Source organism: Spirosoma sp. (assembly GCF_026391055.1).
GTDB lineage: Bacteria > Bacteroidota > Bacteroidia > Cytophagales > Spirosomataceae > Spirosoma.
The window spans coordinates 324,051-347,111 of sequence record NZ_JAPLET010000025.1 but is presented as its reverse complement, the minus strand read 5'-3'; the positions used below and the strand labels follow the sequence as shown (position 1 = coordinate 347,111).

Below are 23,061 nucleotides of genomic sequence, written 5' to 3'. Positions count from 1 at the left end.
AACAGCTTCAGAGGGAGCTGGAACAAGCCCAGACTCAGGTGCTTTATTATTCGACCGTCATTCGGGTTGCCGAGCAGGAGCTGGGCATCGCCATTGAAAAAAAGTCCGCTACCAAGCAATCCAACTCCTTCGAGTAAGCTATCCTCATCTCCGCGTCCGGCGGATCACGGGGTTGTTTGGGTTTAGTCGGCAAGCTTACTATCAACATAGCCATCGGCTCATTAAAGGTGACGAAGCCGATAAACAAGTACTGGATCTGATCGAAGGTGTTCGAAAAGATCACCCTCGCATGGGGGGTAAGAAACTATACTGGCTCCTGAAAGAAGAGCTGGGACAACGGGGAATAAAAATGGGTCGGGACGCCTTGTTTGACTTAATGGCAGCTAACCATCTGTTAATCAGAAAGCGAAGGCGGAAGGTGATCACCACCTTTTCCCGGCATCGGTTTCGTAAATACCCAAACCTGATCAAAGACCTGGTGGTTTTACGGCCCAATCAGGTTTGGGTAGCCGACATTACGTATTGGTTGACAGAGGCTGGCTATCTGTACATTTCATTGATTACTGACGCCTATTCGCACCGGATCGTGGGCTTTGCGGTAGCGGAAAATCTGGAAGCTGTCCATTCTCGACGAGCACTAGAGATGGCCCTCAAACAGATTACCAAACGAATGGGACCACACTTGATTCACCATAGCGACCGGGGTATTCAGTACTGTTGTGATGAATATACCAGGGTACTGGATGCGTATCACATACGGATCAGCATGACGGAGAACTCTGACCCCTTAGAGAACTCGGTGGCTGAGCGGGTCAATGGTATCCTGAAAGAGGAGTATCTAAGTCATCAACCGGTTCGTTCGCTGGAGGAAGCCTACACCTTGCTGGAGAAAGGGGTGTTTCTGTACAACTACAAGCGGCCTCACCTAAGTTGTGACATGCTCAGTCCGGTAGCGGCTCATGGGAGCTATGGGCCGTTAGAACGGCGCTGGAAAAATTACTATAAGCCGTCCGAATCAGGGGCCAAGAAATAGCTTAACTTCGGACTACCAGTGAAATGGTCAATGTATGATCGGACTAACTCAAAACGGTCAACTTTTTTTAGGACGGTACAACTCGGCCACCGTTCAATTAAACGTCCGTTTGTAAGCAGGCCAAGACATGCGAATTTTAATAGCTGTCAATCTGGCCACATAGCCTACCCTATATAGCTAGGCATCAGACACATTAACTGTTGTTTATTTCACCCTTTGATAGTGGTAAAAGCCATACGTTAAGGGTTTCGGTAAAGTAAACAGTACCTCTTGATCGATACTAATCTTCTGCCGAAAACGTTTACCCTGTCCTGTTAGGTGGGTGAACTCATACGTTCCCGGCAACAAATTAGCGAGTTTTATCCGGGCTGTATCATACTCGTTTTTTTCTCGAAATATCAACACATAACCTGCTGTTTGCTGAGCCATACTGGAATGAAATCCGGTCCAGCTTGTTCCTGACGGCTCATTACCAATTGGGAAGATCTGTCCGTCGTGCCAGGCCTGCCAGTGCTTCTTATAGGTTTTTATCAGATTGGCGGTAACGAATGCGTCAGCAGGCAGGTTTCGGGCTTCCATCCAGGCCAGCGGCTGAGCGGGCATGGTAACCGCAAAAAGATAGTCGAAGTCGTAATGGGCCGGACTAAACTCATCGATCTGTACATACCGATCCTGGTTTCGCCATTTATTTAAAAATTCAATCTGCAATCGCTGAGGGGGTAGGTACCGAGCAAGCATCCACAAATTGCGTAGGGTAAAATGCGGATAATAATTCGCCCAATCGGTGTAGCGGTTCTCCAGAAACAGATTTCCGTATTCGTAAAAGTAATGATAGCCAAATCGCCGACCAGCCGTCACATCCAGGTTGAATACGGCTTCGCCCCTCGTACTGGCCATCACGGTGTCAAGCATTTTTCGAAAATTGATTTCAGCCTGTTTGTCGGCAATTTGTACACCATCAATTTTCCACATTCGAATACCGTATTGCCTGTATTGATTGATCATGACCTGGGCATCTTTAGACCAGTATTTGAAACTACTATCGACACTCGGGTTAAACCATGTTGACAACGTAATACCTCGCTTTTTTCCTGCTTCGACGATTCGATTAAACCCCCCCGGGAATTTTTTCGGGTCAGGCAGCCAATAGTCAGGTTGGCGCCAGATGTCTTTGAAACTACCGCCCTGAAAAGCGGAGTTAGCGCTTTTCCCCTGTTGCCAACCATCGTCGAGCTGAAAATGGGTGATGCCTAGTTTTTCGCCTAACTCCAGTTCATGAAGCACAAACGATTCGTTGATATTTTTATCCTGCCCCCTATCGCCCCAGGTATTGAGCAAAATCATTTCATCTCGATTTGCTTTACGTATCCGTACTTGCTGCTGATACGTGCGTAATGCGCTCAATTGGCCCTCTTCTCCGCCCGAGCTAACACCCAGAACGAGGCTATATCCCCGAACCCATTCATTTATTTGTAAATCGCTTGGGGCCAAACCTGTTCCCGTAGCAAGCGCTTCACCGATTTTTAACGAGAAATCGAACCCTGGGTACGCTAGTTGCACGCTCGAAACGGGGGCTTCCTTGAGCCAGAAAAGACCCGCATCAGTTCCCACTTCATCCAGAAATAACAAATTGCCCCGCATCCGTACCGCTTGTCGGTAAGCCAGCCGCTCATACTCCTCAACAAGCGTATTGTTCTGGTCGGTGGCATCGAAAAACTCGACAGACTTCCCTTTCCAATGCGGACCGGGCAACGCCAGCCTGTCCATAACCACCGTGTTTGCTTGGCCTTCCTTTTGAGCGGCCTGCGATTCAATGTTACGCAGATCATAGGCCTGCTGAGCCTGTTGTTGCCAGTTGGGAGCACTGCCTTTCAGGTAATAATCGCAGGCGATAACCGGACAATTTGGATAAATCCGAAAAATGCGCTTCACCCACAATGTTCCTAAGGCAACCACCACTTCGGCTTCCAGGTGGGCAGGAGAAAGGGCCGTTTCTGCGAGGGCCTTTACAGTCAAACCACCACTGACAGGATCGCCAGTTTTAACGGGTAGGGCAAAATCCGGGTCTTTGCTGTTCATCAGCCATTTTTTGCCCGTTCGTCTATCGGTGATGGACAAAGAGGTAAGATTCCCGTTCTGAAACAAATAGGTTCGCTGAATAAGCGAATTACTCAGCATCAAGGTATCTCCTTTCCGGATGGCCTGACAGGACGCAAGCTCAGGCTGGCCCCAGCTTTTTTCAAAAAGGCAGAACAACAGGCAACCGATTATAAGCAGAGGTTTCATAGATAAGTCATTGTGAAACAATCGTATTCTTCGTAAACCCAATTGCAATACAGGGTAAAAGGGAACAGACAGCCGTTGTTCTCTTTTACCCTGTATTGCAATTGGAACACCTGATTAATTAATACCCCGGATTTTGCTGAATTTTTGCTTTGTTTATATCAATCTGGCTTTGTGGAATTGGATCGACCAGATTATTTTCCGTGAGTGTATTCACCAACCGAATCTGATCCTTTTTGCCGTTCAGCACAGGAATTGCACGATCAGTACGAACCAAGTCGTACCAGCGTTGGCCTTCAAACGCAAATTCGACCCGGCGTTCCTGTTCCATAGCTAGGCGAAAGGCTTGCTGCGTAGGGATATCGGTTGCCGTTTTGCTTGCCAGACCAGCGCGGGTACGAACCCTGTTCAGGTAAGTAAACGCATCGCCGGTAGCCTGATACCCGACTTCGTTCAGGCTTTCCGCATACATCAATACAATGTCGGCATAGCGAATGACTGGAATGTTGTTACCATTGTCGCCATTGGTAACAGGTGTATCGTAGTATTTCTTTACAAAGTTGTAGGGAATAGTCTGTCCGCTGGCGTTAACATAGGACGTAGCGAGCGAAACATCTTTGCGCTTATCGCCCGTTTCGTAGGCATTGATTAAGTCAACGGTTGGCTGATTATTTCCTCCGCCCCCGAAGGCAATGACCGCATTTCCCGAATTTTCCGGGGCAAAGGAATTAGGCCATGAATTGCCTTCACCCGCCCCACCTGACTTGTACTGTACATCAAACACCGACTCTTTGTTATTCTTATTGCCGACTCTGAAGACGTCAGCGTAGTTCGGCAGAATGTCATAAACGCCCAAATCAATCACTTCCTTGAGTTTAGTAGCTGCCTGAGCATATTTCTTCTCGGTCAGGTACACTTTACCTAATAGCGCCTTGGCCGCTCCCTTCGTTGCTTTGCCAATCTCGGCGGTTGAGTAAGAAACGGGCAATGCCGCTTCGGCTTCCGCTAAATCTTTTTCAATCTGCGCGTACACATCCGCTTTGGGTGATCGTCCAAAGGTGTAGCCTTCGTCAGGATTCGAGATCGATTTCAGGACGAGCGGCACGTCGCCAAAAGTGCGAACCAGGTTGAAATACACCAGTGCCCGCAGGAATTTTGTCTCCGCGATGGAGCGATTTTTTAGGGCCTCATCCATAGTCACCCCGCCAATTTTATCCAAAATCGCATTAAAGCGAGCAATGGCAGTATAGCTGTCATTCCAGCGTCCGGAGATAAAGGGGTTCGTTGTTCGGATATAAAACCGATCAAACTCATCCTGATCGGTTACGGAGCCGGATGCGGGTGGTACCGTGTTATCGGAAGCTACGTCACCAAAGACGTAACTGTTGCCAAAGACACCGCCCGATTGTAACGACGCATAGGCCCCATTGACGGCATTTTTGATATCGTCAGCGGTTCGGTAAAAATTGTCGGCGGTGGCCGATGAAATCGGTTTCAAGTCTAGAAACTCGTTGCTACACGCGCTGAGAACCAGACTTAATGCCAACGATATGTATAGTTTAGATGCGTTCATTTTTTTTCGTCATTTCGGTTTAAAAACCCAGATTGATACCTATGGTGAACGTTTTTGCCAGTGGATAATACCCGTAATCGACACCACCGGTTAGCGGGCCTTCGTAGTTGCTCACTTCCGGATTGTAGTTAAGGTATTTCGTCCAGGTGTGCAGATTTTGAGCTGATAAGTAGAGCCGTGCCTGCTGGATTTTGGCTTTGTTCAGCAAGGCTTTAGGTAGTTGATAGCCTAGGCTAAGATTCTGGATGCGCAGGTACGAACCATCTTCAACCCAACGGGAGGAGACCGCGTTGTTGTTTCCTGTTGTACGGGCGTTCGCACGGGGTGTAACGCCATCGCCGGAGTTACTCTCCGACCGCCAGCGTGTCAAAACTGTCGTGATCTGGTTCGCATTCCCTTCCAGATTCTCGAAGAAGCGACGGCTCAGGTTAAGTATTTGTCCACCCTGGGTGCCCTGAAGGGCAATGCTCAGATCAAATCCTTTGTAGCTAAAGCTATTGGTCATGCTGTAAATGAATTTGGGCTGGTTGTTACCAATGATGGTTCGGTCATCTGCCGTGATTTTCCCATCGCCATTCACATCTTCGAATTTTACATCACCCGGTCTAGCCGTTGCATCATGCGGATAGCTATCCAGATCGGCCTGATTTCGGAAGATACCAAGCTGTTTGTAGCCGTAAAAGCTTCCGATCGGCGATCCGATCTGGGTAATGTTCGTTTGATCAACCCCGCTGTTGCTTCGTATTGGATCACCCGTGGGTCCGAGTGCTACTACTTTGTTGCGGTTGAATGACAGGTTGGCGCTAGTATTCCACACAAAAGCGCCGGTCATGTTGCGCGTGTTAATAGCGAATTCCCACCCTTTGTTTTCCATCTTGCCGATGTTTTTAACGGCCGACGTAAAGCCCGTCAGCGAAGGCACGTTAACCGATAGCAGCAGGTCTTTCGTAATCCGCTGATAGTAATCGACAATCAGATAGATGCGGTTGTTGAACAAACCGATATCAATACCGGCATCAAGTTGCTGGCTCTTTTCCCAGCCTAGCAGGGGATTTCCTAGCGAGCTCGGCGCTAATCCATTCGCTAATGTATTGTTATAGCTATAATTATCGGATCGGAGCGTAGCTGTATATGGATAAAAATCAGTACCGAAAGCGTTGTTACCAGAGAAGCCATAACTAACCCGGAGTTTAGCTTCCGACAACGCGCTGATGCCCTTCATAAAGCTTTCTTCGCTAATACGCCAGCCTAATGAGCCTGCGGGAAAGGTACCCCAGCGGTTTTCGGGTCCGAAGATAGACGAGCCGTCCCGACGTACGGAGAAATTAGCCAGGTACCGACTTTTATAATTGTAGTTGATCCGGGCGAAATACGATGCCGATGCGTTTTCCCGACGGGTAGAGGTTATGGTAGACGTTGTGCCACTCGCACTCGCATTCAGCGTTTCTACCACGTCGTTGGCATAGGAGCTACCGGTCCCCAAACTGTATTGGTATTGATACCGAGTCGACTCCATGCCGACCAGCACCTCCAGGTTGTGGACATCGTTCAAAGTCTTGGTGAAAGTCAGGGTCTGGTTAAATAACCAGCCGAGTCCCTGCTCTGACTCGGCTCTCCCCGTGGCTACATTGGGCGGCAGCAACTGGTTGAGCGGAATACGGGAGGTTCGGTATCCATTCCGCCGGTATTCCGTAAAATTGATATTGCCCGACGCCCGATACCTGAACGATTTTAGGAAATTATATTCAACGTAGGCGTTGCTCAACAAATTAGCTTGCTGGTATTGGCTATGGTTCTCGGTAATGTTGGCAATTGGATTCGTAATACCCGGATAATTATACGGTGCGGCCAGTTCGGTCTGTGAGGAATAGGTTGTGCCATCGGCTGCGTAAATCGGTGCCATGGGCATAGCTGACAATGCAGCATTTATGATTCCGTTATTGGCCCAGTGCCCTTCGGCCGTAACTTCCTGCTGTTGCTTGAATGACGGGTTCAGGTTCAGACCCACCCGCAACTGGGGTGTAATATTGACATCGACATTGGCCCGCAAGGTATAGCGATCGAGGGTTGAGCCTTTAATAATTCCATCCTGCTTGAGGTAGCCCCCGCTAAGCAGGTAACGCGCTTTGTCGGTACCGCCCGAAACGCCAAGCTGATAGTTACTAATCTTGGCCGTTCTGAAAATCATATCCTGATAGTCGTGATACGGCAGATTGGCTACTCTTGTCGGATCATCGAAGTTAAACCAGTCATACACTTCTCCTCGGGGATAGCGGTAACGCAGGTAGGTGGTTGGTCGAACACTGTTGGGATCATTGATGTTGGCACCCGGCACATTGTCGATGTAGGCGTTGTTCGAGGCTTCCTTGCCAAACTCAGCAAATTGCTGCGAGTTTAGTAGATCAATCTTTTTGGTCACCTGCTGAAAACCCGTATACACGTCCAGATTGACGTTGGTTTTGCCACTTTTACCCCGTTTGGTCGTCACCAGAATAACACCGTTAGAACCTTTGGACCCATAGATAGCCGCTGAGGAGGCATCTTTCAGGACATCGATGCTCTCAATATCGTTACTGTTAAGCAAGCCAAATACGCTGGCATCCACGATGTTTCCATCCACCACGATCAGCGGTGAATTCCCCGCACTGATTGAGCCAAACCCCCGCACCTTGATGGCGGGTGTACTACCCGGTGTTCCGTTATTCTGCTGGATAACCACCCCGGCAATTTTCCCCTGCAAAGCCGTTGCCGCATTGGATACGGGCATGTCGCGTATTTCAGCCATAGGCACCGAAGCAATAGCCGCCGTAACATCTTCCCGCTTTTGGGTACCGTATCCCACGACGACAACTTCATTGAGCGTTTTATCATCGTTCAGCAGCTTGACCGACAGCTGACTACTGTTTTCAAGCGCCACTTCCTGGGTTTGGTAACCAACGAAGCTGAACACCAAAATGGGCGACCCGCCATCTGGTACGCTTAGTCGATAGCTACCCTGCGCGTCGGTAGTCGTACCACGCTGGCTGCCTTTCACGATGACGCTGACACCTGGAAGCCCCTCTCCGGTATCGTCTGTAACCGAGCCGGTGATGATCCGGTCGGCGGTTACAGACGATACCGGATTTTGACTGGCCTTAATTAGTAGCGGCAAATTTGGGCTGATCGAGTTCAGCAGAATGCGTTTGCCCGATACCTGATAGCCCAGTTGCAGCGGACGCAGAAATTTGTCGAGTACAACGGAGAGTCGTTCGTTGGCAACCGTAAGCGACACTTTCCGATTGGACTGAATAATTTTGTCGCTGTACATGAATTCAACATCCGCTTCACGCTCAATCGTCTTCAGAAGATTTTTTACCGTTATGTCTTCTAGTTGCAGGCTAATCTGGCGGTCCAGTGGCGATTGAGCATCAACGGTGGTCGCATACGTCATACCCGCAAACAGCAGGAACAGGCAGCCTTGAACGAGGGACGTTTTCAAAAGACCCTGAGCAAAAGTTCGTAGAGGTCTATTTTTTTTCATACGCTTTAATTGTGTGTAAAAGGATTAGAAAATAGGGTCACTAGCATCCTTGGGCACTAATAACGATTTGAGCATCAACGATTTGGTAAGAAGCGTTTGTTATTTGGCAAATGAGATTAAGTTTCTCCAGAAGCGGTTCGTCATGAAACCTTGCCGTCAGGGTGCAGTGCTTTAACAGCTGTTCGTCGAAGACGATGTCGACCCCATAAGCGTCTTCCAACTGGGTGAAAATTTTGGTAACCGGGGTTTCATCATATACGAAAACATCGTTGGCAAACCGGTGATTAATGATGACTGGATTGGGTATAATCGTTCGGTGAAAGTGGCCTTCCTGACGGTTGAAAACCACTTTTTGGTTCGGCGTCAGGACAACACCGGGCACATCGCTGTTTACTTCTTTTTGGGCTCGCTGCCAGTCATTTCTAGCAAAAACAGACACCTGGCCCGTTCGCACGGCAACCTGCACATTCGCTTGATTATCGTAGGCCTCAACCGTGAAACTGGTTCCTAAAACTTTGGTCACCACCTCATTGGCGTGCACGTAAAAAGGTTTCCGAGGGTTTTTTCGTACATTAAAAAAAGCTTCTCCCATCAAGTAAACTTCCCGTTTGTCACCCTTAAACTGCTTGCTGAAGCTGATGCGGCTGTTGGGTTGAAGCGTAACCTGGCTGCCATCCGGTAAGTGTAAGGATAGAGGGACTCTCGTTGTGTTGGCCTTCTCGATGAGGGCAACTGGAGCGTTCTGGATCAATTGAACATAAACGGATTCATTCGACGCATTTCGATTTACCCATATCGACATTCCGATGACAGAAACGAGTAGTACAATGGCTGCGGTTCTCGCCCACCACCCGAATTGTTTGGGGATTGATACACCGATCGAGCGCCGTTGATTCGTGTGTAAGCGGATCTGGTCTACTTGATTGAATAACTCCTGCTCCGTGATTTCCCGATATGGTTTTACCCGTAAACCGGTTATGAGCAACCTAGCCTGCTCAACAACCTCTCTTTTATCAGGATATTGGCTAAGCCAATTCTGCCAAAAGGCTCCCTCTTCCGGTGAGCTTTCCCGGCGAGCCCATCGATTGAATGACTCATCGAGCAAAAAATCAGTCAACTGATAATCTTGGTAGTTTTTCATGAAGGAATAAGCTAAAACCTAGCTCTCTATTACCAACATGCAGTCGCTCTACCGATCCTACTGGGTATAGTAAAATAAAAATAAAAAAATTTTAGTGTAGGGATTATTAGCACCTGAGCTAGGCGCAGTCAACAAACAGATCAAGTATGACCATGAAGAAAGCCATATCGCCCTGCCAAGTGTTACGCAGGCGTAGAAGTGCTTCATGTAGAATATTGTACACCGACTGCCGGTTTAGAGACATTACTTCGGCAATCTGCTCGTGAGTCAGGTTCTGGTAGAATTTAAGAAAGATGACTTCTTTTTGCCGTTTGGACAGTTGGTTCAGCAACGCTTCTAGTTGCCGGATCTGATCGTGAGTACTTTGCTGATTGATAAGCTGGGACTCAATGGAAAACTCGACTTCAAAACGATAATCTTCCTGTATCGACTCCCAACCCGATCCCCATTTGGCTCTTCCCCGAAATATGCGACGACGCAGGGATTTGAGGAGATAAAATTTAACAAACTCCGTTTCGTTAACGGTATTCCGACGCTGCCATAGTTCAACGAATACATCCTGTATACAATCCTTTACGTATTCATCATCGGTATCCAGGCGGACTCCATAGCGATAAAGTTGTTGAAAATAACGGTGAACCAGCTGATCAAAGGCAACAGCATCGCCCGTTCGGAAACGTTGCCAAAGTGAGGTATCATCCAATAGATCAGCTTTCATGAGTAGGTTAGCTCCTCTATTGGAAGTAAAATACGCTTTAATCTACTCGTAAGAACAAGCTAGGCCTGAATCATTTAACCCATTAACTAACACGTGTATACAGACCTCTGGGTTAGGCGTCTGATTGGCATTAATCGGTATTTTGAGGCATTCTGCCCAACTTGTTTTCACTTAAACGCCCTATTGCAATAAGGATAAGACAAACATGAAATCGTTCATTTAAAGGCCATTGAGTAGTGGTAAATGAACAGTGTAAATGATTGTGAATTAATACATTGTACATGTTTTTATATCTTTTTCAAATCGTTCACGAAAACTCTTCGCCGAATGAACGCTTATCCTGACATATGGGAATAATCTAAACCTTGTCTTGGAAGCCTGAAAGCGTTCACGAAAAGGTTGCCTTTCTTGGACGGTCACTATGAAAAGTAATAAATAATGCAATTAATATACGCAGCAAAGTTCCTAAACAAAGTATTGGTAAAATACAAATTTTGACTCCTGTCAAATAAGTCAATACCTCGCAAATCTGTGCTAACAGCTTCCCTATTTATACACTTCTGCAACGGAGCTTGGATAGGTCCGTTCGGGCGATCTCGACTTTTTCCTTGACCTGGGGAATGTCCAGAATGACCTCAAAAAGCAATGTTTCTTTTTCCTCGGCCACAGTGTTCCTGGGTGGATGCACAAAAGTAGAGGTCATCAAAAGAGCCAACCGGATGGCTGGCTCTTTTCATCTAGTCAAATTAATTCCTGCGACGCATACGTTTGCTCCGACCTCTACCGCAATAGCGACAGCCTGGTTAGGGTATCAAGTCACAGCTGTACTAGGCTGATGCTTGTTTAACTTGGATGGCCAGCGGTATAGTCTTACCCCATTGAGCCATTGAGAAGAACGATTGTAAAGGTACTTCCCAGTCCCTCCTTACTATCAACGGTTAGGGTGCCCCCCTGAAGCTCTATAAACTGCCGAGCGATGACCAGCCCTAAGCCTGTGCCTTGAATAGACTTGGCATTACTCGCCCGGAAAAACGGTTGGAATAAGCTTGACAGGTCTTTGGCTGGAATGCCAATACCCGTATCAATCACCTGGACAGTTATGGTTTCAGCGTTGAAGTGGAGCAGTAGTCGAGGGTTAGTTTGGGCGTATTTGAACGCATTGGTTAACAGGTTAGCCAGTACGTGACTCATCAATTTTTCATCCAAAAACGCGTTATACGGCACCCCTTCCCAAGAAAAATTCACGTTCCTGCCGTCAGGCTGATTACTAAAATGTTTATCAATGACTTGTTGGCAAAGTGCCCTGACATCAGCCCAGCTTGGCTGTAATGCCACTTTCCCGGCTTCAATGGTTCCCATCGTCAGCAGGTCAGTCATCAACTCGTTCATCTGCTTAATCTGTTTGCCAATAACGCCCAGGTGTTTTTGGATGGCCAGCTTCGCCACCTCCTGTGATGTAGTCAGGTACGCGTTGATCAGATCCGTACTCGACTGGATGGTGGCCAGAGGGGTGCGAAACTCGTGGGAGACGATGGAGACAAAGCGGGATTTGAGTTGATTGAGCTCCTGTTCCCGCAATAGCGATTGGTTGAGAATGAGCTCCCTTTCTTTCTGGGCCGTAACCTCGGTAACCATAATCATCACCCCGATGATCCTTTCGGATTCATTACGAAGGGGCATGTAAGCAAAATTAAAATAAGCGTCCTGTAGCCCTCCATTTCGCTCTACCTGAGCCAATTCACCCGTGCCAAAGTAAGGCTCCCCGGTGTCATAAACTGCTTCCAGCAAGTGGATAAAACGCTGTCCCTTCAAAGTGGGCTGTGCTTCGAGCAAAGTCATTCCGATCACGGTGGCGTCATTGCCCCAGATCTGATGCAATGATTTGTTGGCGATTTTAATCCGCAACTCCCGACCACTCAACAACGCAATTCCCATGGGTGCCTGTTCAACTAGGGTCCGGAAGCGCAGCTCACTTTGGTGCAGTTTCTGTTGCGCTAATAGTAGCTGCGTAGTTTCCTGGCAGACCACCATCACGCCGTTAATATGCCCCGAGTCCATTCGAAGGGTGCAGCAACTAAATGTCCAATAGACATCTTCCAACTGGCCATTCCGGTAAAGAGGCAAAAGTTGATTCTCCTCCCAGGTGGCCTCTTCCCCCGCCATCACCTGATCGAGCAGGGGCTTGATCGTCGGCCACATCTCGGGCCAGCAGTCCTGGCCCCGCTGCCCTAATGCACCTGGATGCTTGCCGTGATTGCCTAAACTAGTGCGAAAAGCGTCGTTGTAAAATAGGCGCAGATCTTTGCCCCAATACAGAAGCATGGGAAATTTGGATGACAGCATGGTGGATACTGAAGTCAGTAAACTCAAAGGCCACCCATCGGGGTGGCCCAATGGCGTATCTTCCCACTTAAACGCCCTGATTAAGCCCGCCATTTCGCCCTCACCACTCAGAAAAGGGGTCGATCGTGTTTGATGGTTTGCCATTAAAAGTTGATCAATGACTACAATACATGATAAAATAGATATAAGATCAAATATATAAATACGATAACTAGGCTACCTTTGAAAAAAGGCTTAAGTTGCCCCCGCTTTTTTCTGAGCGATCAGCTCTTTGAGCAAGGTGGTGAGTCGGGTCAAATCGACTGGTTTGATCAAATGCCAATCGAAGCCTGCTTCTTGCGACCGACTACGGTCTTGTTCCCCCCCGTAGCCTGTTAAGGCAATGATCACTACCCCCTGGCCTCCGGGCTGCTCACGCAATTGTCGGCAGGTTTCATACCCATCCATGCCCGGCATGCTGATGTCGAGTAAAATAGCCTGCGGCTGCCAGGATGGGGTTTGCTCTAGGGCCGCTTGACCACTAGCCCTGCGCTCTACAGCGAACCCTTCTAGTTGCAACGACATACTTAGGATCAGGCTGGCATCCACGTTGTCATCGACTAACAAGATACGCGGGGCTGAAGGGGCTGGGGCAGGCGCATTCATCATCTTCAGTCTGGGATTAAGCTAGTAGGATCGGTAAAGAAACGGCAAACTCACTGCCTTGTTTCAGCCCCGGACTGTGGGCCTCGACCCGCCCCCCGTGCAGCTGTACCAGTTGCTGAACCAGCGAAAGACCTACGCCCAGCCCACCATGCGAGCGGGCCAGGGATTTATCTACCTGAACGAACAACTCGAAAATGACTTCCAACTGATCAGCGGCCAGGCCTATGCCGTTATCCCGCACCCGCAGGAGCGCGTGCGCCCCCAGCCGCTCCAGGCTAAGCCAGACTTGCCCTTCCTGCTGGGTATAGCGCAGGCCGTTGGTCAACAGGTTGGTTACTACCTGGTTTAACCGCGTCGCGTCGCCATCCACATAAAGGGAGTGGTCAGGCAACTGCGCATGCAGTTGCCGACCCGAGACCGTAAACAGAGGCTGCATGGCGTCAACGGTTTGAGCGACTAAGTGAACCAGATCCATCCGCTGCTTGCGCAGCTCAATCCGGCCCCGGCTGATGCGGCTCACATCCAGCAAATCATCCACCAGCCGCAGTAAGTGATCCATCTGCCGGTTCATACTGGGCAGTAGGGCTCCCAGCATGGGCTCATCCCCGTGGGTCTGAGTTACTAACTGGAGGCCATTGCGAACCGGCGCCAGGGGGTTTCGCAACTCGTGGGCTAGCATAGCCAGAAACTCATCCTTGCGACGACTGGCTTGCTGAAGGTCTTCCTGGGCTCGTTTAGCGTCGTCCGTGTCAATGCTTAGCCCATACCAGCCCTCAATCTGCCCCGTTGCCGAGCGACGGGGCAGCGCACGGAAGATGTGCCAGCGATATACCCCGTCATGGCGTCGGTACCGAACCTCGCCTTCGTAAGCTTCGCCCGTCATTTGGCAACGTTGCCAGTAGGGCAGAATCCGGAATGCATCGTCGGGATGCATCGTCACCGCCCACCCCACTCCACGGGCCTGCTCAACCGTCTGCCCGGTGTAGTCATACCAACGCTGGTTGAAATAGCTGTTTTCGCCTAAAGCTGAACAGATCCAGACTAAAGCAGGAGCGGCTTCGGCAATGGTCCGAAACTCCGCTTCGCTTTTGAGTAAAGCTTCCTCGGCGCGAGCCCGCTCGACGGCTGCCCATATTCGTTCGGCGGTTTCCTCGATTAACTCTATTTCCAAAGCGGAAAAGGGGTGAGCCAACTGGAAGTGAACAAAGAGAATGGCCACCAAACGTCCCTGTTTGACTAGCGGTACATTCACCGTCGCTCCCAGTTGTAGCTGGACGTGGGCTTGTTTCACGGCATCGGTAAGCAAGGGATCATTGGCCACATCAGCCCGCACGACGGTTTGCCCGAGCAGCATCTGTTCCAGTAAATCAGGGCCATAATCCCGGTATCGGTAGACGCCCTCGATGCCGGCAACGCCCCGGGTAAAATGACGTGTCACGGCCACCAGTTGCTCATCATCCTGCGTTTCAGCATACCCCACCCGGCTTGCCTGCAAGAAGTCCCCCAGTACACGAGCGGCCTGATACTGAATAGGCACAGCATCCGACAAGGGGCGTAGCTCATCACTTAACCGCAGTAAAAACGATTTACGTTGCTCGAGCGCCAATAAGGATTCTTCCTGGCGCTTACGCTGGGTAATATCACTGTAAATAATGGCCACCAGCGACCGGTTGGGCCATTCCACCGAACAGGCATCGACTTCATACCATCGTTGATTGGCTTCAGACCAGTCTTCAAAATGAGCCGCTTCGCCCGTTAGGGCCACCTGAGCATACCGCTCGATCCATTTTGGCTCTAGGTCGGGCAACCACTCACGCACCCCTTGACCAAGTATGGCCTGTACCCCGTCAATCCGGCTCTGGGCCGGATTGACATCCCGGATAATGATATCATAAGCCTGGCCTTGCTCATCAAACTGGACATCTACCAAACTAAAGCCCAAACTCATCGCCAAAAGGGCGTTCCGGTAAATCTGATCAGGTAGCTGGTCATTGTCCATGGCAAGAGCAAGAGGCAGTTAAGAAATTTTCAAGTATACTCGGTTTATTTAAAGAAGTCTAAGCTTGCTGGTGCCTGGAGCCCTTTTCACCTCACGCCCCATTAACGGATAGGTAATCACATCAGGTCCCAGGTGGGAGCGTTCATCGTCTAGCTCTTCTTTTTCGGCCGTCATCGTCTTAGCCAACAGTTCGGGTACATTCGACTCATTGACGGGCTTCAACCCATGCGCCCCAAAACCCGCTGCTCCGCTCCGCAGCTTGTCTGCTTCTGGACCCTAGCCTGTCAGGGCGATGATCGGCTACTGTTTGCCCAGGCCTGAGGGCAGATAGGCTCTCAGATGCCTGGTCGTTTTACGGATTTAGGCTGATCCGGATAGGCCCTCCTTCCTGGGTATACTTAGCCACATTGCCCAACTTCTACCAGTTGATGGTTGCATGTACTCCTGATCGGTAAGTTTAAATGTGTGCCTACCCCTGCTTTCTCTTACTCACGTTTTGCCTTTTTCTCACTGGCCCGTGGCAAGGCAAAATAGAGGTATAACCGGCGATTTCAGGGCCATTGACCAGTTGATTTCGCAGCAAACTGACCGCGCCACGGTGGCCATCAACCCTGTACCAGCGCGGTCAGCTTAAAGCAAGATTACCCGCCATTTAACATAGCAAATTTAAGGTGTTATCACCCGTCAGCTGAATCCAAAATCAGCCGCTGCGGCAGGTACGCCGGAGCGGGGTCGCTGATCAACCCTGCCGAAATTACCAATCAGCCGCCGATTCCCAGCTTGGTCTCAACCTTTGATGAGGCTCATGGACATCAGGCTTAACCGCCGGGAGCTCCTTTTGACATCGGTAAGCCCCAGACCATTACCCGTTAGTTAAGGTGGCCTGAAAGCCTGCGTCAGGGAGGGTGCACTATGGCGGAGCAAAGGACTAAACCGCCCTTAACAGAAAGGCGGAGGTGGCCCTGACATCGGCCTCTGAATGGACAGCCGTATCCGAAACAGGGTGCCTTTGCCTGGCCTGCTGTTGATCTCCAAACTAGCCCGTAATAGTTCACACAAGCCCTTGACGATCGATAAGCCGACACCTTCCCCCTGGTGGGCAAACCCGGAGCGGGACGAAAGGGCGATAGCCCCTGGCTGAACATCGGCGATATCAACGGCCGTGGTAGTTTCGGTAGAGAGGAATTCCTGGTGAGGGCGTGAACCCGCCCGAGTTGCCGTGGGCAAGCCCGGCCCCGTGTCTTGCACGCTGACAGTCCAGTAGCAGTCGTTCTCTCGACTCCAGCTAACCGACACCCAGCCCGTAGGGGTATGCTTAAGTGCGTTGAGCACCAGGTTCTGAATAATGCGCTGAAGCTGAACCGGATCACACTCGACCGGCAAGCTGGCCGGACCGTCCGCTTTGAGTAAAAGCCCCCGCTCAGCGGCCAGGGGCTGGTAGCTATCCACTAGATTGGTCAACAACTGACCCGCATCCAGGGGCTGAATGCGCAGGGCTTCCTGGCCGGCCTCTAAGCGGGCCAAGTCCATCAACTGGGTAACTAGCGAGCGACAAGTAGTCAGGTTCCGCAGCAACATGTCCAGCATCTGTTTACGCTCCTGTTGGGAGTCGATCACCAGTTCCAGTAGAGAAGCAGCTCCCTGAATGGTCCCGAAACTCCCTCTAAGGTCATGGGAGGAATGGCGCAGGATCTCACTGCGTTGCTGGCTGAGCGCCTGGAGTTCCGCCAGGGCTTTTTCCAGTACATTGACCCGGCTGGCAGCCGCCGTGCGTTGTAAGGCGGTAAACTGGCTTACACTGCCGGTGTTGATCTGATTGGCAAACGCAAAGAAGTGCTGATAGGTCCGGGTAATCATGGGGCAATCGGTTGAGGGGTAAAGTTGCCAGAAGGCCTCCAGTTCGGCCAGTATGCTCTGGCCTAAGTAGTGCATCTCGGCCAACAATTCGGACAGGACATAGCCCTTATGCCAGCGAAGCAGGCCATGGTCAGCGGCTAAGCGGTCTACCTGGGCTTCTTCATGCTGCTGCTGCAACTGCTGCTGGAGCACATTGAGCATGAAGGGAACTTTGTTAGCAAACTCGTCAGAGCTTAAGCGGTTGACGCTTCTCAGGCCCGGATCGGTCTCACAAGCGGTTCGCCAGTTGGCCAGCAGGGCCTCGCGTCGGGCGGCCAGAAAGGAAGCGAGTTGGCCTAGCGGAGCCGATTCTGAATGGGTAGGGGCTATCATGGTTGAGCAGGAAAGATATCTACAACCGGCAGGAGCGGTTCGTCCGGAGGATGTGATCCCAACTGGGCAACCAGGCGGAAGGAACGCATACGTAAAGCCGTTATTCGTTCGACGTAACACTTGTTTAAACTAGTTGTTCAAAAAAAATACATTTTATTTTCGTACGGTCCCTGTTGTATCAGGCAATAAACAATCTGCCAGGCCTCCCGACGAATCCCCTTTCCCCACATTCGGCATGGCCTCGTTCCTAAAGAGCCCTTTATCGGCTTTAGCTGGACTAAACCAAATGATTTACATCTCCGCTCACGGTACATTCAGGGTCCGATTGACGTGAGGATTCGATGGTTGCGAGAAGCTTTAACTTCCTAATTTCTCTACCGTTCTTGAAGCTTAATTAATAGAGTCCGATTTGCCGACGGTCATGGGTCTTACCGGCACAACGGCGGGGCCACCCATGGTCAGCCGTTGCGCCGGGCCGCCGTTGCGGCGCAGGCTATCCAGCCGGATCGCGAAGTAGCCGGACCAAGATGAAACTAACTTGGTAGCGCATTGACTTGTAATGACGTTGATTAGGCGGGACTTAGCTCGGGCTTCAGGATGTTCGAAAGAAAAGGAGCCGTGCGGCTTGCCTCACACGCGGCAATTTGGGCGGGAGTGCCTGCCGCGACGATCGTACCGCCGTGATTCCCCGCTCCGGGTCCCACGTCGATAACCCAATCACACTGGGCGACCGTACGCATATCATGCTCAACGACAATAACGGTATTGCCCGCATCAACCAGACGGTTCAGCTGAACCAGAAGACGGTCAACATCTCGCGGATGCAGCCCGGTAGTCGGCTCGTCCAACACGTAGAGGGTGGTGCCCCGTTGCGTGCGTTGCAGTTCGGTGGAGAGCTTGATGCGCTGGGCCTCCCCGCCGGAAAGCTCGGTCGCGCTTTGCCCAAGTTTGAGATAACCCAGGCCAATATCCCTCAGCGTGTCCAGGGACCGTAACACCAACGCTTCCTGGGCAAAAAACAGGCAGGCTTCGTCAACCGTCATGCCCAGCACATCCGCAATGGATTTGCCGTTCCAGTTAATCTCCAGCGTCTTTTCGTTATAGCGTGTGCCATGACAGGTCGGACAGGGGGCATACACGCTCGGCATGAACAGCAGCTCGATGCTGACCTGGCCTTCTCCCTCACAGGTTGGGCACCGCCCTTTGGCGACGTTGAAGGAAAAACGGCCGGCATCGAAGTGTCTGCTACGGGCCTCCGGCGTGGCGGCAAAGAGTTTTCGGACCTGATCAAAAAGCCCGGTATAGGTGGCCAGGTTGGAGCGTGGGGTTCGTCCGATTGGTTTTTGATCCACCTCAATCAGGCGCTGGATGGCCTCGACATCGCCCCCCAATCGACCGATGGTTCTTTCGGCGGGGGCCTGCTCCAGCGCATCTTCATCGACCTCTTCCCGTCTCATGCCCAGGTGCGCTGCTACCAGATCCAGCAGAGACTGGCTCACCAGGCTGGATTTGCCAGACCCCGAGACACCGGTCACGGCGGTAAAGCAACCCAGCGGAAACGAAACAGTCACCCCCTGGAGATTATTTCGTCGGACTCCTTCCAGACGTAGCCAGCCTGTAGGGGAACGGTTGGGGGATGAGAGCCGGGCTGTTTCCTCAAACAGGTAGGGCCGGGTGCGGGACTCGCTAACCTGCCTAAGGCCTTGTGGTTCTCCACTGTAGAGTATGCGTCCGCCCGCGCTGCCTGCCTCAGGGCCAACGTCAACCAGCCAATCGGCACGGCGCATCAGCTCAACGTCGTGTTCGACCACGAAGAGCGAGTTGCCCGACGCTTTGAGCCTGTCCAGTGCGTCGAAGAGCGCGTGGCCATCGGCCGGGTGCAGCCCGGCCGTCGGCTCGTCCAGCACATAGATGACCCCAAAGAGCTGGGAGGAGAGCTGAGTGGCCAGCCGCAGCCGCTGCAACTCACCGGATGAGCAGGTGGGCGTGCTGCGGTCAAGCGACAGGTAACCCAGGCCCAGCTCGATGAGCGTTGTCAGGCGATCCAGCAGATCACCGCACAAACGCTCGGCAGCGATGCGCTTTTCAGGCGAGAGATCATCCGTACGGCGCACATCCGGGGCGCCCTTGTGCGCCGAGCCACCTGCCTGCACGCGCCGATCCAGCGCAGCTTTTGCCGCCTGGCGACTCACAAGCGACGTTGACGGATTCATCTCGGTGGCAAACTCGCCATTCGCGGCCGGCTTGATGACTTCTACCAGTTGCGTCAGGGAGAGATGCGAGAGATCGGCGATATCGTAGTCGGCGAAGGTTACCGAAAGTGCCTCGGGCTTTAAGCGCTTGCCCTGGCATACGGGGCAAGGACTACTGATCATAAACTGCAACACGCGTTTGCGCATGGCTGCACTGTCCGTATGGGCCAGCGTGTGTTCCAGGTTTCGTTTGGCGCTGCTGAAGGTTCCCTGATAGCTCGGTTCCATCTTTAGTCGCTGCGCCTGACGCGTTTCGGTTGGGGTGAGGCCCGCATAGACGGGAACCGTCGGCTGCTCATCCGTAAAGAGAATCCACTGTCGATCGGTTTTGGGCAGGTCTTTCCAGGGGATGTCAATGTCATAGCCCAGAGAGACTAAAATGTCGCGCAGGTTCTGACCGCCCCAGGCCGTGGGCCAGGCGGCAATGGCCCGCTGGCGGATGGTCAGTGACGGATCGGGAACCATCGACTGCTCGGTCATGGTATGCACGCGGCCCATGCCCTGGCAGCGGGGACAAGCCCCCTGAGGGGTATTGAACGAAAAATCTTCGGCATAGAGCATCGTCTGTCGGGCGGGGTAAGTACCCACGCGTGAGTAGAGCATACGCACCAGGCTCGAAAGGGTCGTCAGACTACCTACCGTTGAGCGGGCATTGGGCGTGCCGCGTTGCTGCTGGAGGGCGACGGCGGGCGGCAGGCCGTCAATGGCATCGACATCCGGCACGCCGACCTGATCGATGAGCCGTCTGGCATAAGGGGAAACCGATTCCAGATACCGTCGCTGTGCTTCGGCATAGAGGGTGCCGAAGGCCAGGGACGACTTACCCGAGCCGGAGACACCGCTGAAAACCACCAGCTGATTGCGTGGTATTAAGACGTCGATATTTTTGAGGTTGTGCTCACGAGCGCCCCGCACGCGGACAAATCCGGATGCTGCTTTGTCGTCCTGGTCGTTGGCGTTTGTTCGTCGAGCCATAAAGGGATACCGAATGTGATTGGTTTTTTTTGGCAGACTGCCTTAAAAAGGCCTAACGGACCCCAGTTTGTTTTCAATTGACGTTAGGAATGTGTGCTGAACACAACGTTAACAAACTCGCTTACACAAGATGAAAAGAGGACCATTTAACTGACAAATTCATGGACATTCCTTCGTCTTACTAAAAACGGTAAACAGCTTCATGTGTTTAGATGCGACGGCTGGTCAGGCGGATAGAAACTCGCCATCTTGCCGCACCATCGCGGGCTTCCTCCCGCCTGACCAGCCGTCTAATCCCTTATTGTGGCGCAAAAACAACCCGCATCGTTTCTTTTTTATTGAACAGATCGTAGCCTTTCATGCCCTCATCGAGCGACATTTTGTGGGTGAGCATAAACCGTGAATTAAGCTCTCCTTTTTGCAGATGCTCCAGCAAGCGGGGAATGTAGCGCTGCCCGTGTTGCTGGCCCATTCGGAACGTCAGGGCTTTGTTCATAGCCGCCCCCATCGGGATGCTGTCGACTAAGCCGCCATACACCCCAATAATCGAAACCGTGCCGCCTTTCCGACAAGCCATAATAGCTTCCCGCAGCACAATCGGCCGATCGGATTCCAGCCGGACAAACTGCTTGGTTTTGTCGTAGTAATAATCCAGCCCTTCGCTGACCGCTTCCATACCCACGCAGTCGATGCAGCGGTCGGGGCCACGTCCGCCGGTCATCTCCCGTAACGCTTCCTGAACATCAACTTTCGAGAAATCAAGCACCTCCGCGCCACTGATGTCTTTGGCCATTCGCAGCCGGTCGGCTTCCCGGTCGATGGCAATCACGCGGGACGCGCCCAGCAGAAAAGCACTTTGAATGGCCATTTGCCCTACTCCTCCGCATCCCCAGATCGCTACCACGTTGCCCGGCTGGATGTCGGCCAGATCCGCGGCCATGAATCCCGTTGGCATTGCGTCCGAGGCAAACACGGCCGCTTCGTCAGGTAACCCGTCGGGAATGACAAAGCAGCCCCGGTCGGCATAGGGTACGCGAATGTAATCGGCATGGGAGCCGGCATAGCCGCCAAAGGCGTGCGAGTACCCGAAAATGCCGGCCGGCGAATCTCCGTATGCTTTTTCCGGTATCCAGGCGTGGGGATTGGAGTTGTCGCAGAGCGACCACTGGGTATCCTGGCAATATTGGCACTCGCCACAACCCAGAATCGAACACACCACCACCCGGTCACCTTTCTTGATCTTCTTCACCTCGGAGCCGGTTTCGATCACTTCGCCCATAAACTCATGGCCAATGATGTCGCCTTCCCGCATGGTTGGTACGTAGCCGTTGAGCAGGTGCAGGTCGGAGCCACAAACCGAGGAGAGAATAACCCGCAGAATCGCGTCTTTGGGGTTGAGAATGGTCGGGTCGGGAACCCGCTCCGTACGCAGGTCGCCCACCCCGTTATAACATAGCGCTTTCATGTTTTTTGTCCGCTTCCGCGTAATTAGATGAGGGTTTCTTACCGGATTGTTGCTCACTTTTCCGACCGGACGGCTGCCCTTCGATGGTCGTGATTTCGCCGGTTTCCAGCAATTGCTTGAACCGGCGCAGGTCCTGCTTGATCATTTCCTCAAAAGCCGGGTTGAACAGCTTCAGGATCGCACCGCCCAATTGCCCGGCCGGCGGACGATAGGCAATAACGGCGTGAACTTCCGTACCCTGGCCATTGGGTGCATCGACAAACCGGACTTCACCTGCGTTGTCAATCCGGGCATCGGCAACTGATTTCCAGACTAATCGCTCGTTTTCTACTTCTTCCTGAATTTCAGCATCCCACTCCACTGTTCCCAGCGTCTTAGCGAGGAGCCCATCCGATAGTTTCGCTACCCAGTGCGACCGGTTGTTGTCGAATTGTCGAACCTCGCTCAAGTGAAACATAAACCGGGGTAGGTTCTCCAATTGCCGCCAGTAGGCATATACGGCCTCACGCGGCTTATTGATGGTCAGGCTTTTAGTAATTTCAATCGAATCCACTACCTGATTTGGGGTCGTTGGCTCGGCCGTATTTCGCCCCAGCGCCTGGTTCATGGGGCAATAGCCCGACGCTCCCCGGTAGACCATAAATCCGCCCAGCGAAGCCAGTAAGAGTCCGCCAAAAGAACCCTGTCGCAGGCCATAGGTGGCCAGCAGCGCTCCACCAGCTACCGACCCGATTCGCTCGGTAGTGCCCACATTGATTCGACTGGACCCGCTGACGTCCGGTTCAATGGGTTCCATGCCCAGTACACGCGACACGGGCTGCTTTTTGTTTGCCATAGTTTCTGAAAGATATAAGGTTTGTTTACTCGCTTAACCGCCTAGTCTGC

General features: G+C 51.8%; 13 protein-coding genes. 1 reads left to right on the top strand and 12 read right to left on the bottom strand.

Features of this window, described 5'->3' with window-relative positions; translation table 11 throughout:
* Positions 1 to 118 precede the first annotated feature (118 nt).
* Positions 119 to 1,033 (top strand): IS3 family transposase, encoded by a 915-nt coding sequence (locus tag NT073_RS23255; protein WP_366107721.1) that lies wholly within the window; start codon positions 119 to 121, stop codon positions 1,031 to 1,033.
* 204 nt (positions 1,034 to 1,237) lie between these two features.
* On the opposite strand, the gene NT073_RS23250 is transcribed toward NT073_RS23255, so the two are convergent.
* The 12 genes from NT073_RS23250 to NT073_RS23195 form a co-directional block, all read right to left on the bottom strand.
* Entirely contained in the window at positions 1,238 to 3,319 is a 2,082-nt protein-coding gene (locus NT073_RS23250) for an alpha-galactosidase (RefSeq protein WP_297378364.1), read from the bottom strand.
* 118 nt (positions 3,320 to 3,437) lie between these two features.
* Positions 3,438 to 4,889 carry a RagB/SusD family nutrient uptake outer membrane protein gene (locus NT073_RS23245; protein ID WP_297378362.1) on the bottom strand — a complete coding sequence of 484 codons (1,452 nt, stop codon included), beginning with the start codon at positions 4,887 to 4,889 and terminating at the stop codon, positions 3,438 to 3,440.
* Positions 4,890 to 4,908: 19 nt separating this feature from the next.
* Positions 4,909 to 8,367, bottom strand: a complete 3,459-nt coding sequence (locus tag NT073_RS23240; protein WP_297378359.1) for a TonB-dependent receptor — start codon at positions 8,365 to 8,367, stop codon at positions 4,909 to 4,911.
* Between the two features lie 82 nt (positions 8,368 to 8,449).
* Positions 8,450 to 9,550, bottom strand: a complete 1,101-nt coding sequence (locus tag NT073_RS23235; RefSeq protein ID WP_297378356.1) for a FecR family protein — start codon at positions 9,548 to 9,550, stop codon at positions 8,450 to 8,452.
* Positions 9,551 to 9,668: 118 nt separating this feature from the next.
* Positions 9,669 to 10,268, bottom strand: a complete 600-nt coding sequence (locus tag NT073_RS23230) for a sigma-70 family RNA polymerase sigma factor (protein ID WP_297378353.1) — start codon at positions 10,266 to 10,268, stop codon at positions 9,669 to 9,671.
* Positions 10,269 to 11,138: 870 nt separating this feature from the next.
* Positions 11,139 to 12,755 (bottom strand): ATP-binding protein, encoded by a 1,617-nt coding sequence (locus NT073_RS23225; protein ID WP_297378350.1) that lies wholly within the window; start codon positions 12,753 to 12,755, stop codon positions 11,139 to 11,141.
* A gap of 90 nt (positions 12,756 to 12,845) precedes the next feature.
* The gene (locus NT073_RS23220) at positions 12,846 to 13,259 is read right to left on the bottom strand and encodes a response regulator (protein WP_297378348.1); all 414 of its coding nucleotides are present in this window, start codon (positions 13,257 to 13,259) and stop codon (positions 12,846 to 12,848) included.
* A gap of 13 nt (positions 13,260 to 13,272) precedes the next feature.
* Complete coding sequence (locus NT073_RS23215) at positions 13,273 to 15,255, bottom strand: ATP-binding protein (protein WP_297378345.1); 1,983 nt, start codon at positions 15,253 to 15,255, stop codon at positions 13,273 to 13,275.
* 939 nt (positions 15,256 to 16,194) lie between these two features.
* Entirely contained in the window at positions 16,195 to 17,484 is a 1,290-nt protein-coding gene (locus NT073_RS23210) for a HAMP domain-containing sensor histidine kinase (protein WP_297378343.1), read from the bottom strand.
* Between the two features lie 569 nt (positions 17,485 to 18,053).
* The gene (locus NT073_RS23205; protein WP_297378340.1) at positions 18,054 to 20,711 is read right to left on the bottom strand and encodes an excinuclease ABC subunit UvrA; all 2,658 of its coding nucleotides are present in this window, start codon (positions 20,709 to 20,711) and stop codon (positions 18,054 to 18,056) included.
* A 298-nt stretch (positions 20,712 to 21,009) separates the two neighbouring features.
* Positions 21,010 to 22,176, bottom strand: coding sequence for a zinc-dependent alcohol dehydrogenase (locus tag NT073_RS23200; RefSeq protein ID WP_297378336.1), 1,167 nt, complete (start codon positions 22,174 to 22,176; stop codon positions 21,010 to 21,012).
* Positions 22,157 to 23,011, bottom strand: a complete 855-nt coding sequence (locus NT073_RS23195; protein ID WP_297378334.1) for an SRPBCC family protein — start codon at positions 23,009 to 23,011, stop codon at positions 22,157 to 22,159. The genes NT073_RS23200 and NT073_RS23195 overlap by 20 nt, the downstream gene beginning before the upstream one ends.
* Positions 23,012 to 23,061 lie beyond the last annotated feature (50 nt).